This window comes from Nonomuraea rosea, from assembly GCF_039539705.1.
Taxonomy (GTDB): domain Bacteria; phylum Actinomycetota; class Actinomycetes; order Streptosporangiales; family Streptosporangiaceae; genus Nonomuraea; species Nonomuraea rosea.
Window position 1 is genome coordinate 279,142 of the sequence record NZ_BAABDQ010000009.1, and the last position, 13,189, is coordinate 292,330.

Consider the following 13,189-nt stretch of genomic DNA (forward strand, 5'->3'; position numbering starts at 1 on the left):
TGCATCGGACAGGCCAGAGCACGGTCCCATGGGTGGAGACGAAGGGAGACACGATGATCATCGTAGGAGTGGACGGCTCGGCGACCTCGCGAGCCGCCGTGGAGTGGGCAGCCGACGATGCCTTCCGCAGGCACGTGCCGCTGCGGATCGTGCACGCGATGGACACGTCCTGGTATCTGGTCGGCAGGCGTCCCGATGCCGCTCTGTCGGAAACGCTGCTGCGCGAAGGGCAGCGGATGCTGCGCGAGGCCGCGACTCTTGCCCGCGAGCGCCGGCCCGCTGTCGAGGTCACCACGCAGGAGACCGAGGGCGCGCCCGCCGCTGTCCTGCGTGAGCAGGCAGAGGACGCCACCGAACTGGTCGTCGGCAGCCGTGGGCGCGGCGGGTTCGCCGGGATGGTGCTCGGCTCGGTGAGCGCCCATGTGGCCGGGCACGCCCGCTGCTCCGTTGTGGTGGTGCGCGGCGAAGACCGGCCCGAGCACGGCGAGGTCGTGATCGGGGCGGACGACTCGCCGGAGTCCGAGCCGGCGCTCGCCTATGCCTTCGAAGAGGCGAGGCTGCGCGGCGCCACGCTCAGGGTCGTGCACGCCTGGCAGCTCCCGGTGCACGACTTCGTTCCGGAGGCGGCCTTGGACATGGACGACGTCCGCAAGTCGCAGCATCAGGCCGTGCGTGATCGGGTGACGACCCTGAGCAAGGACCACCCGGAGGTGACAGTCGTCGTGGACGCCCCTTCCGGCCATCCGGTGGAGCTGCTCGCCAACGCCTCCGATCGGGCGGACCTGCTGGTGGTGGGCTCGCACGGGCGCGGCGCCATGGGCGCGATGTTCCTCGGCTCGGTCAGCCAGGGCGTCCTGCATCACGCTCGCTGCCCGGTCGCGGTGGTCCGCTCCTGACCTGAAACCAAGATCATCGGTGGCTCAGGGCCTCGGTACCTGAGCCACCGGCCGCGTTCGGCAGCGCGAGCCTGCCGACGTGGGCGCTCACCGCCTCGCTGACTGGTGCCAACAGATCTCAGCAGTTCAATCTCTGCAGCCGGCTCGTATGCGATCGGCCGCCCGGGCGGCTCCCAGCGCCAGGAGGAGTCCCGCGAAGGAGAAGGCGGAAAGGGCCGGCACCAGCCCGGGGTTGTCCACTCCCAGGAGCTGACCGAAGAGGATGGTGCCCGGCAGCAGAGACAGGTATCCGAGCACCCCGGCTCCCAAGACCCACGGCCAGACCCGTCCTACGGCCTGGGCGACACGCCCCGGACGCCGACGGGGAGTAGCGCCCATCCTTGTCGCGCCGATTCCGATGATGATCCCGATCAGCGGCGGGCCGAATCCTCCGCCGACCAGGAGCAGGAGCACCGAGAGCAGGATCAGCACCAGACCACCGTGCCGCCGGTCGGCGAACCTGACAGACCAGACCAAGAGCGCGACCGCGACGATGACGGCGGCTATCCCTGTCACCAGCAGGTTCGGGATGACCGTCAAGGCGGGCTCACCGCCAAGGATCTCGAATGCCTTCGTGTCCGGCCACGACTCGATGACCGGTCCTTCCGGTTTGACCGAGCCCTGAAGTATCTCTCCGACACCGTGCTCGATGCCCGCCAGACCCGCCAGCAGACCGAATGTCGAGACCACGGTCCTCGTGGCGTTCCTGGCCGGTTCTCGGGCCACAACCGTCGCCGTCGTCGAGTGCATGACTGCTCCTCTCCACGCTCAACCGTGCGGAACGGAGCCGACGCGGATCCAGAGGCGAAGGTCCCGCTCAGAAAGACTTCCGCCTCTTGCAGGCAATCGGCAGCGCGGGCTACTTCGGCGTACGAAGGGCCGGAAGTCCCGAAGCCCGGGTACCGAGGCCTCTAACCGCCCGCGCCCGAGGGGCCGACGATGAGGTAATGAGACTAGGAATCAATGGATTCGGCCGGATCGGCAGGGCAGTGCTGCGGCGCGCGCTGCCGTCGGGCATCGAGATCGCCGCCATCAACGACATCAGTGACGCCGCCACACTGGCGCACCTGCTCAAGCACGACTCGACCTACGGCGTCTTCCCCTTCGCGGTATCAGCGTCGGCGTCGGCGATCGAAGTGGACGGCGGGACGATTCCGGTCAGCGCCCACAGCGACCCTCAGAGCATCGACTGGGGTGGTTACGGCGTGGACCTGGTCATCGAGGCGACCGGACGGTTCCGCACCCGCGACGACGCCGCGCGGCACCTCAAGGCGGGAGCCCGCAAAGTCCTGATCACCGCGCCGGGCAAGAGCGTCGACGTCACGATCGTCCCGGGCGTCAACGACGCGGCCTATGACGCGGTGCGGCACGAGATCGTTTCGCTGGCGTCGTGCACCACGAACTGTGTCGCCCCCATGATCAAGGTGCTGCACCGCAACTTCGGCCTCGTCAGAGGCTTGATGACGACGATCCACGCCTACACCGGCGACCAACGGCTCCTGGACGGACCGCACAAGGACCCGCGCCGCGCCCGGTCAGCCGCGGTCAACATCGTGCCGACCACCACCGGAGCCGCACGCATGGTCGGGCAGGTCATGCCTGAGCTGGCAGGACGTCTGGACGGCGTGGCGATCAGGGTGCCGGTGGAGGACGGCTCGATCACCGACCTCGGTGTCCAGCTCACCCGCGCGGTCACCGCCGAGGAGGTCAACCGCGCCTTCGCCGAAGCGGCCGCGGACGACCTGGCCGGCATCCTGCGCTTCAGCACCGACCCGCTGGTCTCCCGCGACATCATCGGCGACCCCGCCTCCTGCGTGTTCGACTCGGCTCTCACCCAGGCCAACGGCGAGCTGGTCAAGGTCTTCGGCTGGTACGACAACGAGTGGGGCTACGCCAGCCGCGTCGTGGAGATGGCGCAGCGCATGGGCGGCGACACTCCATGAGCGCTGATGCGCCAAGCCGCGAAGGAGAGGAGCGGTTGTGGGAAGAACGGCGATGCAAGGTCCGGAACCTGTGGCCGGGCTTGCTGGCCGTAGGAATCTTGGCCTATCGGCTGAGGGGCAGAGGCCGGCAGCTTGCCTGGGGCAGCACCGAAGAGGAGGCCCGCGGGCTCCAGCCGGGCGATGAGCTGCTCGCCAGCCCCGATCTGGTGGCCACCCGCGCGATCACCATCGAGACGCCTGCCGAGCGGGTCTGGCCGTGGATCGCGCAGCTGGGTCAAGGGCGGGGCGGCTTCTACAGCTACGACCTGGTGGAGAACCTGATCGGTTGTGACATCCACAGCGCGCACCGGATCATGGCCCACTGGCAGGGCATCGCGGTGGGAGACGAGGTCCGGCTGGCCCCCCAGGTCGGATTGCGGGTGGCGGCGGTGGAGACCGGGCGAGCGCTGGTGCTGCTTGGAGCCGTCCCGATGGGTGACATCACCCCGCCGTACAGCTTCACCTGGGCTTTTGTGCTGAGGCCGGAGCCAGACGGCAGGACCCGGCTGATCGTCCGGGAACGGTACGCCTATACCCGGTGGTGGGCGCCGCTGATGATCGAGCCCGTCACCGCGGTCAGTTTCGTGATGACGCGGAAGATGCTGCGAGGGATCAAGCGGCGAGCCGAGCGTCAATCGCACCGGCCGGCCCACGGGCGCATGGAGGCGAAGAGCTGATGGGAGTGGCCGCCTCACGCTGGGGCAATGCCCGCTGCCCGGTGGCGATCGTCCGCGATTGGAGGGACTGCCGCTGCGAAGCCGGGACCTTAAGCCCTGCGCATGGGGGACGTTCGCCGCTGTCGTGCTGAGCCGCGGTGGAGGAGCGTGAGGGGTGGAAGAGAGGTGAACATCATGTCGATCGAAGTCAAGGACGTCATGGGACGGGTGGTTATCGCCGTGCTGGAGGAGGCGTCGTTCGCCGACATCATGGCCGCGATGAAGCGGTACGCCGTCGGCTCCGTCACCGTCATCGACGCTGACCGGCGGCCGGTGGGCGTGGTGTCGGAGGACGACCTGCTGCTCAAGGAGACCGACACCGTGAGGCACAGTATTTCGATCTTCGAATCCTGGCAGCAGCGACAGGATCACCGCAAAGCGGCGGCCGTGACGGCGGCCCAGCTGATGACCTCACCGGCGATCACGGTCACTCCGGGCACCTCCGTGCGTGACGCGGCGCGTGTGATGCACGCCAAGCGCATCAAGCAGCTGCCCGTCACCGACGTGATGACCGGGCGGGTCATCGGCACCCTGCACCAACGAGACGTGCTGCGGGTCTTCAGCCGCCCGGCCGCCGAATTGGAGGCGGACGTCAGAGCCGTGCTCCCTGAGCCGCACGCGTTCTCCATCGAGATCGACGCCGGCGTGGTGAAGATCAGCGGCAAGGTCGAGTGGAAATCCCAGACCATCGCGCTCATGGAGGCTGTCCGGGCCGTCGAGGGCGTCGTCGATGTGGTGGCCGAGGTGGCCTGCGAGAAGGAGGATCTCATCATCGTCCCGCCGCTGATGTAGGAGGCGTTCGTGGATACGGCATAGCGGATCGCCCTGCACGGAACCGTGCAGGGCGCCGAATTCCGGGCTCCTTTGGGAGAGTCAATCGCGCCGATCAGCCTGCAGCCGGGCGGACAGGGCCGCGGCCTGGGTGCGGCGTTGCATGCTGAGCTTGGCCAGCAGGTTCGACACGTAGTTCTTGACCGTCTTCTCGGCCAGGAACATCCGCTCGCCGATCTGCCGGTTGGTCAGCCCTTCGCCGATCAAACCCAGGATGTGGCGTTCCTGCTCCGACAGCGCGGCCAGCGGGTCGCGCCTGGTGGCCTGGTCGCGTAGCCGGTGGAGCATCGAGGCGGTGGTCTGCGGGTCCAGCAGCGACTGTCCCGAGGCGACCGTGCGTACGGCCCCTACCAGGTCCGAGCCGTGGATCTGCTTGAGCACGTACCCTGACGCGCCCGCCATCACCGCGTCGAACAACGCGTCGTCGTCGGAGAAGGAGGTCAGCATCAGGCACGCCAGCCCGGGCAGCTTCGAGCGCACCTCACGGCACACATCCACGCCGCTGCCATCGGGCAGCCGAACATCCAGCACCGCCACATCCGGCTTGAGCGCCGGGATGCGAGCGATCGCCGACTCCGCGGTGCCGGCCTCGCCGATCACCTCGATGTCGTCCTCGGAGTCCAGCAGAGTGGCCACACCCCGCCGTACCACCTCGTGATCGTCGAGGAGAAACACACGAATCATGCTGCCGACGCTATATGGCTCACACATCCTGCATAAGGGACGAAAGTCCCAAGTGGCGGGGGCTTGCTCACCTGCACCTGCCGTTGTGAGCCGGAAGGGGTCGCGAATCGCTGATGTCATCGTCACGTATCAGGCCGAAAGTCACCTTCATTGAGGACCTTGGCCACCACCACTGACTCCCTCATGAGCGTCAGAGTGAGGGTCACGTCGACCGATCAGGACGGAGTGACCACGATGACCGACACGCGGACCGGGCTGGACCGGCATGCTCAGGTGGGCGACTACCTGGCACGCATCGGCGGCACCCCGTTGCTGAACGCGGATCAGGAAACGCAGCTGGCCAAGCGGATGGAGGCCGGGTCCCGCGCAGCCCGGCTGATGGCGGAAGGATCCGCCATGCCCGATCTTGAGACCGTGGTCGCCGACGGCCGGGCTGCCAGACGGCACATGATCGAGGCGAACCTGCGGCTGGTGGTGTCGATCGCCAGGCGGTACGCCTACCGGGGGATGTCGCTGGCGGATGTGGTTCAGGACGGCAATCTGGGCCTGATCGAAGCCGTCGAGCGATTCGACCACACCCGGGGCAACAGGTTCTCCACCGTGGCCACCTGGTGGATTCGCAAGGCGATCCAGCGCGGGCTGGAACACGCGCGCACGGTCCGGCTGCCGAGCGGTGTGCTGGAGCGGCTGGCGCTGGTGGCCCGCGCGGACCTGGCGCTCACGCAGCGGCTCGGCCGTGTGCCGACTGATGGGGAGCTGGCCGAGGAGACAGGGCAGCAGCCGGCCAGGCTCACCGACCTGCGACGCCTGCCGCAGGAGTGTGTCAGCCTCGACACGGTCGTGGGCCGCCATCTGGCGACGCTCGGCGACCTGGTCGTGGATGCCGACAGCCCGTCGGCCGTACACCTCGTGGAGCTCGAAGCCCTGAAGAGGACGCTCGCCGCACTTCTCGACGGACTGGCGCCGCGCCAAGCACTGATCATGCGGTTGCGGTTCGGCCTGGACGGCCACGATGAGCACACACCGCGGCAGATCGCCGACCTGCTCGGGTTGACGCCCTGCTGGGTGCGCCAGCTGGAGAAGGAGTCGCTGGCATGGCTAAGGCGGCACGGATCCCAGCAGGCGCTGCTGGCCTGGGCATCCTGACCGGCCAGAATTCTCACCTTTTGCGACCGGAGCGAAAGTCCCGAGGGATCACGCCCCTCGCCTTCGGCCATGACACCCACGCGGATCGTTTTGCGCGTCATTGCCTCCGCAGTCGGTCATGTCGAGGGCACGGTGTATGTGCGTCGTCGACGCCATCGCGGGTGTTCGTGCCCGCTGATCGGCTGGCCCACGTTGGCGTGGCGCGTCGATCAGCGGGCCCGACGAGTCCAGGACGGCGGGCCCCAGGTCATGCGCCGCCCCATACGGGCAGATCGACGATGTCGTCGTGCTTCCAGGCGATGGTGTCGTAGACGGCGACGACGCCGTCGATGTTCTCGGCCAGACGGACGGCGGTGATGGCATGGCTGTGCTCGGCCAGCGTCCCGGACAGGGTGACGACGCCGTCGGTCACCGTGACGTCGAGGCCGGCGGTGCCGGCTCGCACGGCCTCGCGTACCTGCTGCTCGATGTCCTTGTCGGAACGCAGGAAGACCTTGATCAGGTCGCGGCGGCTGACGATGCCGATCAGCCGGCCCTCGGCGTCCACCACGGGCAGGCGCTTGACGCCGTGCCGGTCCATCAGCCGCGCGGCCGACACGACCGGCGCGTCGGCGGTGGTGAGGTGGGCGGGCGAGGTCATCAGCGCGCCGGCGGTCTCGCCGAGTGACTTGCGGTAGCCGCTGCCCTCGCTGCCGGCGGTGTGGCGGATGCGGGCGCGCAGCGGCGGCCGGTAGTCGTCACCGTAGTAGCGCTCCTTGAACTCCTCCTTGGCCAGCAGGTCGGCCTCGGAGACGACGCCCAGCACGCGGTTGTCGTCGTCGAGCACGGGCAGCCCGCTGACGCCCTCCTTGATGAGCAGCTCGGCCACGGTGTGGAAGGAGGCGTCCTTGTTGACGGCGGCCACGTCGGTGGTCATGACGTTCTCGACGGTGGTTCTCATGGTGAGCTCCTGATGTGGTGTCTGACCCGGACGATGCCGGGCACGGTGCGGGCGAGCACGTCGGCGATGTGGTCGGCGTACTTGTGGGGCGGCCCGGACAGCTCGGCCACGCCGTTGTGCACGGTGACGTCCCAGCTCGGGCCGAAGGGGTACTGCTCGTGCAGGGCGTCCGCGACCGCCTGGCGCAGGTCGTCGTCGGATCGGGCCAGCATCGCCATCAGGTCACGGCGGCTGATCACGCCGACGATCTCGTGGCCGCGCAGGACGGGCAGGCTCTTGATCCGCTTGCCCACCATGAGGCCGATGGCGGTGGTGACGTCGGTGGTCTCGCTGACTGTGACGACGTCGCTGGTCATCACCTCCATCACGCGGCGTGGCGGGGGTTCCTGGGCGGAGCGGGCCGGCTGCACGGTGGCGCGCGGGTCGGGTTCGAACTCGCCGCGCAGCAGGTCCAGCTCGCTGACCACGCCGGCGAGACGGCCCGCGTCATCGACGACGGGGGCGGCGGTGATGTCGTTGTCGTGCAGAACCCGGATGGCCCGCCGCACCGGGTCGGTGCGGCGGACCGTGATGGCCGGGCTGCTCATGACCTCGCGGACGAGCATCGCTACTTGGCCTCCCATGCGGAGTCGTCGACCTTCCAGGTGAGCTTGTCGACGACGTCGACCACGCCGTTGACCCGGCTGGTCATACGGGCGGCGATGCCGGCCTCGGTGCGGCGCTCCATCCAGCCGGACAAAGTGACCACACCCTGGTGCACCGTGACGTTGACACCCTGCGTGTCGACCCAGAGCGCGCGGTCGAGGACGTCGTCGCGGATCTCGGCGGCGATGTCCTCGTCGCCGCGCAGGAACAGCTTGACCAGATCGCGGCGGCTGACGATGCCCTGGAGACGGCCGTCGCGGTCGACGACCGCGAGCCGCTTCACGTCGTGGGCGTCCATGAGGCGGGCGGCCGAGACGGCGGAGGCTTCGGGGGAGATCATGACGGCAGGGCTGGTCATCAGGTCGGCGGCGGTGTCGCCGTCGGCCTTCTGCCGGCCCTTGGGGTGGCGCAGCCGGGCGCGCAACGGCGGCCGGTAGCCCTCGCGGTAGAACTCCTCCCGGAACTCCTCCTTGCGCAGCAGGTCGGCCTCGGACACCATGCCGATCACATGGTCGTCGTCGGCCAGCACTGGCACGGCGCTGATGCCGCCGTTGATGAGCGCCTCGGCGATCTCTTTGAACGGGGTGGCGGCGGTGACGGAGACGACCTTGGTCGTCATCACGTCCGCGACGGTCATGCGCATGGCGGTTCAGCTCTTTTCTGTCACCTGTGCGGCGAAGTCCGGTCACTCCCATCACAACTCGGGTCAGGAGCGGGGTGTAGGGCCGGAAGTCCCTAGTGGTCGTGGTAGTTGGTCAGCGCAGACGTCGCCGTAGCGGCGAGGGGGCCGGCTCGCAGGGGGCGAGCCTGATCCGGGCGTCCACGGTGATCGCGCCGTCCGGTGTGACGATGACCGGATTGAGATCGAGCTCGGCCACCTGAGGCAGGTCGCCGAGCAGCCTGCCGATGCCTTCGAGCTGGCCGGCCAGGGCGCCGACGTCCACGGCCGGGGAGCCACGGTACCCGTGCAGCAGCGGGGCGCAGCGCAGCTCGCCGATCATGTCCAGGGCGTCGGCGACGGGTGGCACCCGGAAGGCGCGGTCGGCCAGCAGATCGGCCAGCACCCCGCCCATGCCGACCATGACCAGCGGCCCGAACGCCGGGTAGTTGACGCCGCCGACGATGATCTCGACGCCGCCCGGAAGCATGCGCTGGACGACCGCGCCGGTCATCTCGTCGCCGATATGCGCCCGCATCTCCCGGTACGCCGCCCGTACCTCATCCTGGGTCCGCAGACCCAGCCGGACGCCGCCGACGTCGCTCTTGTGCACGGGACCGACGGCTTTGAGCACGACCGGCAGGCCGACGTGCGCAGCCGCCTCGGCTGCGGAATCGGGCCCGTCCGCCGCTCTCGACTCCACCGGCGTCACCCCGTAGCAGCGCAGCAGCCGGGTGGTGGCGTCGGGGGAGAGCCAGCCGCCGCCGGAGCACGCGGCCAGCTCCTCCTCGACGATCGTCCGTGCGCCCGCCGCGTCCGCCGGCACGGGTCTCGTGGCCGCAGCGGCGGGTCGCCGGCGCCATTCGGCGTAGTGCACGGCGTGCGCGAGGGCTTCGACGGCTTGCTCGGGAAAGGCGTAACTGGGCACCCGGCCGTCGATGAGGCCGTCGTGGCCGACGACGCAGGCCAGAACGGTCTTGTCCGATCCCTTGGCCGCCTCGGCGATGGCCTGGCGGGTCGCGTCCAGCCCGGAGCCGAACGGCGGGGTGTACACGACGAGGATCACGTCCACGTCGGGTGCGGCCACGAGCGCCGACACCGCGGCGCCGATCTCGGCGGCGCTCGCGTCCGCGGTCAGGTCGACGGGGTTGCCTAGCGCGGCGGCGGCCCGGGCGTCCAGCAGGCCGGGCGGCAGCTCGGGGACGATCAAGCCGTGCTGCTCGCAGGCGTCGGCGGCCATGGCCTGGGGGCCGCCCGAGTTGCCGACGATGGCGACCCGCCGTCCCCGGGGGAGGGGCTGGGCCGATAGCAGTTTGGCGGTGTCGATCAGGTCGTGCACGCTGTCGAGCCGGATGACGCCGGCGGCCCGGGTGAGCGCGTCCACCGCGACGTCGGGGGTGGCCGCGGCGGCGGTGTGCGAGCGCACCGCGCGGTCGCCGGCGTCGCTCCTGCCGCTCTTGACCAGCAGGATCGGCTTCTTGGCCGCGACGCGGGCGGCGATGCGGGCGAACTTGCGGGGATTGCCGAACGACTCCAGATACAGCGCGATCACGTCCGTGTCGGGGTCGTCCTCCCAGTAGTCCAGCAGGTCGTTGCCGCTGACGTCGGCCTTGTTGCCGACCGAGACGAACGAGGAGATGTCCAGCCGCTCCAGCAGCGCGGCGCCTATGGCGCCTGACTGCGACATCAACGCGATGCGGCCCCGTACGGGATGGTGGGGCAGGAAGCTGGCGTTGAGCCGGGCCGCGGTGTTGACCACGCCCAGGCAGTTGGGTCCTACCAGGCGCATTCCGGCGGTGCGGCAGATCTTCAGCAACTCCGCCTCCCCGTCGCGCTGCCCGGACTCGGCGAACCCCGACGTCAGCACGACCAGCCCGGCCACTCCCGCTTGCGCGCAGTCACGAGCCACCTGCAACACGTGCCGGGCGGGTACGGCCACGGCCGCCAGATCCACGCCGTCGGGAACCTTGGCCCGGCAGGCCAGCCCGGCCACCTCCTCGGCGTTGGGGTTGACGGGGTGGATCGGCCCGGGGAAGCCGCCGTCGAGCAGGTTGCGCAGCACCTTGTGACCGACGCCGCTCTCGTTACGGCCGGCGCCGATCACCGCCACCGAGCGCGGCGCGAGCACGCGCGCCAGCGAGGCCCGTTCGGCCTGGTGGTCGCGGGCCTTGATGACCGCCCGCAGCCGGGGGGTCGGCTCGGCGGTGATGCTGATGTGCAGTGTGCCGCCGTCGAAATGCTGGGTCACCTCCAGGCCCAGATCGTGCAGCACCCGGATCATCGGCGTGTTCTCGGCCAGCACGTCGGCGACCAGTTCGCGCACGCCGTGCTCGGCCGCGTCCAGGGCGACGTGCTCCAGCAGCAGGGTGCCGAGTCCATGGCCGTGTACGGCATCGTCGAGAAGGATGGCCAGATCGGCGCTGCCGTCGTCGATGGGGATGTACTCGGCGACCGCGACCAGCTGATCGCGCATGCTCGCCACCAGCCCGTGGCCGCGGTATTTGGCACCGGTCACCCGGTCCATGTAGGCGTGCGCGGTGTTGCGGCCGCCGGTGAAGAAGCGCAGGTAGGCCGAGCGTTCCGATGAGCGGTCCACCAGCTCGTGCAGCGCCTGGCGGTCTTCCGGGCGCAGCGGGCGCACGTGGGCGATGCCGCCGTCGCGCAACAGTACGTCGTATCCGTCCAACATGCTGAATCTCCCGTTCACGGCCTGTCTCGCGGGCGCAGTCGTGACGCGCCGTCCACCTCCGAGCCTGTCGGGCGGGCGGTCCGGCGGGCAGAGCCGGACGGCCCGCGCCCAGGTGCCTAAAGTCCCTGCCGGATCGGCCCCGGCCGCGCGAGGCTGGGCAGGAGCACCGTGCCGCAGGCGAGGCCGCTGACGGCTGGACACGGGATCGCCTGCCGCTTGACTGGAGGCAACCGCCATGAACCACATCGTGCTCGGCTACGACGGATCCGACTTCTCGGTGCAGGCCCTGGACTGGGCGCTCGACGAGGCCGAGCTCAGGAAGCTGCCCCTTACCCTCACCCACGCCTGGCAGTGGCCGTACGGTCAGGCGGAGGAGGAGGCCAAGGCACATCTGCGCAAGGCCGCCGAGCACGTGCTGTGGCACGGGGCCGAATGCGCCCGCGCCACGAGCTCAGGCGTGCCGGTCGAGACCGATCTGTACGAGGGGCCCGCCGCCCAGCGCCTGGTGGAGCTCTCCAGCGGGGCCGCGCTCGTCGTCGTCGGCTCCCGGGGGCTGAGCGCGTTGCCGAGGGCGGTCGTCGGTTCGGTGGCCGGATACGTCGCCGCGCATGCCGAATGCCCGGTGATCGTGGTACGCGGCGCTGGGCCGCTGCCCGCTTCGGCGAATCCGGGCCCGATCGTCGTCGCGGAAAAGGGGCCGGACGCGTCCATCATGGAGTTCGCCCTCGATGAGGCGGCGATGCGCCAGGTCCCCCTTGCCACCACCGAGGACGTGACCGCATGGGCGGCACGCCATCCGGAGGTGCGGATCCTGCCGGGCGACGACCACGACGCCGCGACTCTCGTGGTCGTCGGCCGCAGGCGTGCCGCACGCGCCGGCGCGGCGAACTTCCTGCTCCAGCACGCACCCTGCCCTGTCGCGGTGGTGACGGAAGGCCGGTCGGACAGATGACGTATGGCAGCATCCGAGGAGGCGACGGCATGGCAGCGAACCCGTCCTACGGGACCTCCCGATGGGCCGAGCTCGGAGATCGCGTCCACTACCTGGATTTCGGCGGTCCGCCCAGCGGACCCGTCGTGGTCGCGGTACACGGGCTCGGCGGCTCGGCGCTGAACTGGCTGGCCGTCGCGCCGCTGCTCACCGGCGAATGCCGGCTGCTGGCACCGGACCTCGCCGGGCACGGCCTGACCGACACACGCGACAGGCGGGCCACCGTCGCGGCCAACCGGCTGCTGCTGAGCCGCTTCGTCGAGCAGGTGGCCGGTCGGCCGGTCATTCTCATGGGCAACTCGATGGGCGGCATGATCTCGCTGCTGGAAGCGGCATCGAACCCCGACGCGGTGGCGGGCCTGGTGCTGCTCGACGCGGCGGCCCCGTTCGGCCCCGCGCTGCCCGACCCGGTGGTCGCCGCCGTCTTCGCGGCCTACACCACCCCATGGCTGGGTACGGTCGCCATGGCCCGGCGGCGGGCGCTGCCGGCCGAGACCGCGGTCGGCATGATGCTCAAGCTGTGTTGCGCGGACCCGTCGCGCGTGCCACCCGACCTGGTCGCCGCACATGTCCGCCTGAGCCGCCACCGGGCCGGGCTGGAGCACTCCGGAGCGGATTTCCTGCAGGCGGCCAGGTCCGTCGTCCGGACCGCGGCCGGATCCGCGTACCGGGGGGCGAGCAGATCGGTCACCGCCCCGGCTCTGCTCATCCATGGCGAGCGCGACCGGCTGGTCCCCGTCTCGGCCTCCCGCGCGCTCGCCAAGCGGCACCCGTCGTGGCAGCTCATCGTCATGCCCGGCGTGGGCCACATCCCCCAGCTGGAGGCGCCGCGGGAGACGGCCGCGGCGATCCTGCACTGGCTCGGCATCCAGGGGACCGCCGCCGAGGCCGCCACACATCCGCTCATGGGCGAGGTATAACGCGGCCCTTGCTCGGGACTTTCTGCCCTGCCCGTCCCCTCGGCGCAGGACG

At 70.0% G+C, this 13,189-nt stretch carries 13 protein-coding genes; 7 read left to right on the forward strand and 6 right to left on the reverse strand.

Features of this window, described 5'->3' with window-relative positions:
• Window positions 1-53: 53 nt before the first annotated feature.
• Complete coding sequence (locus ABEA43_RS23175) at window positions 54-896, forward strand: universal stress protein (protein ID WP_345564767.1); 843 nt, start codon at window positions 54-56, stop codon at window positions 894-896.
• A gap of 126 nt (window positions 897-1,022) precedes the next feature.
• Here the strand turns inward: ABEA43_RS23175 and ABEA43_RS23180 are convergent, their stop codons facing one another.
• Window positions 1,023-1,685, reverse strand: a complete 663-nt coding sequence (locus ABEA43_RS23180) for a hypothetical protein (protein WP_345564769.1) — start codon at window positions 1,683-1,685, stop codon at window positions 1,023-1,025.
• A gap of 197 nt (window positions 1,686-1,882) precedes the next feature.
• Between ABEA43_RS23180 and gap the strand changes: the two genes are divergently transcribed.
• The 3 genes from gap to ABEA43_RS23195 all read left to right on the forward strand — a co-directional run bounded on the left by gap (window position 1,883) and on the right by ABEA43_RS23195 (window position 4,425).
• Window positions 1,883-2,878, forward strand: a complete 996-nt coding sequence (gene gap, locus ABEA43_RS23185) for a type I glyceraldehyde-3-phosphate dehydrogenase (RefSeq protein ID WP_345564771.1) — start codon at window positions 1,883-1,885, stop codon at window positions 2,876-2,878.
• Between the two features lie 98 nt (window positions 2,879-2,976).
• Entirely contained in the window at window positions 2,977-3,594 is a 618-nt protein-coding gene (locus ABEA43_RS23190) for a hypothetical protein (protein WP_345564773.1), read from the forward strand.
• A 174-nt stretch (window positions 3,595-3,768) separates the two neighbouring features.
• Window positions 3,769-4,425 (forward strand): CBS domain-containing protein, encoded by a 657-nt coding sequence (locus ABEA43_RS23195; RefSeq protein ID WP_345564774.1) that lies wholly within the window; start codon window positions 3,769-3,771, stop codon window positions 4,423-4,425.
• 81 nt (window positions 4,426-4,506) lie between these two features.
• Here the strand turns inward: ABEA43_RS23195 and ABEA43_RS23200 are convergent, their stop codons facing one another.
• Window positions 4,507-5,148, reverse strand: a complete 642-nt coding sequence (locus tag ABEA43_RS23200) for a response regulator transcription factor (RefSeq protein WP_345564776.1) — start codon at window positions 5,146-5,148, stop codon at window positions 4,507-4,509.
• Window positions 5,149-5,382: 234 nt separating this feature from the next.
• Here ABEA43_RS23200 and ABEA43_RS23205 point away from each other — a divergent pair, with 234 nt between their 5' ends.
• Window positions 5,383-6,294, forward strand: coding sequence for a sigma-70 family RNA polymerase sigma factor (locus ABEA43_RS23205; RefSeq protein WP_345564777.1), 912 nt, complete (start codon window positions 5,383-5,385; stop codon window positions 6,292-6,294).
• 247 nt (window positions 6,295-6,541) lie between these two features.
• On the opposite strand, the gene ABEA43_RS23210 is transcribed toward ABEA43_RS23205, so the two are convergent.
• From ABEA43_RS23210 to ABEA43_RS23225, 4 genes are all read right to left on the reverse strand, one after another.
• Window positions 6,542-7,234, reverse strand: coding sequence for a CBS domain-containing protein (locus ABEA43_RS23210; RefSeq protein WP_345564778.1), 693 nt, complete (start codon window positions 7,232-7,234; stop codon window positions 6,542-6,544).
• Complete coding sequence (locus ABEA43_RS23215; RefSeq protein WP_345564780.1) at window positions 7,231-7,857, reverse strand: CBS domain-containing protein; 627 nt, start codon at window positions 7,855-7,857, stop codon at window positions 7,231-7,233. The genes ABEA43_RS23210 and ABEA43_RS23215 overlap by 4 nt, the downstream gene beginning before the upstream one ends.
• Window positions 7,842-8,522, reverse strand: a complete 681-nt coding sequence (locus ABEA43_RS23220; protein WP_345564782.1) for a CBS domain-containing protein — start codon at window positions 8,520-8,522, stop codon at window positions 7,842-7,844. Before ABEA43_RS23220 ends, ABEA43_RS23215 begins: the two co-directional genes overlap by 16 nt.
• A gap of 112 nt (window positions 8,523-8,634) precedes the next feature.
• Window positions 8,635-11,226, reverse strand: coding sequence for a bifunctional acetate--CoA ligase family protein/GNAT family N-acetyltransferase (locus ABEA43_RS23225; RefSeq protein ID WP_345564784.1), 2,592 nt, complete (start codon window positions 11,224-11,226; stop codon window positions 8,635-8,637).
• Window positions 11,227-11,461: 235 nt separating this feature from the next.
• Between ABEA43_RS23225 and ABEA43_RS23230 the strand changes: the two genes are divergently transcribed.
• Entirely contained in the window at window positions 11,462-12,178 is a 717-nt protein-coding gene (locus ABEA43_RS23230) for a universal stress protein (protein ID WP_345564786.1), read from the forward strand.
• A gap of 29 nt (window positions 12,179-12,207) precedes the next feature.
• The gene (locus ABEA43_RS23235) at window positions 12,208-13,137 is read left to right on the forward strand and encodes an alpha/beta fold hydrolase (protein ID WP_345564788.1); all 930 of its coding nucleotides are present in this window, start codon (window positions 12,208-12,210) and stop codon (window positions 13,135-13,137) included.
• The last annotated feature ends 52 nt before the right edge of the window (window positions 13,138-13,189 follow it).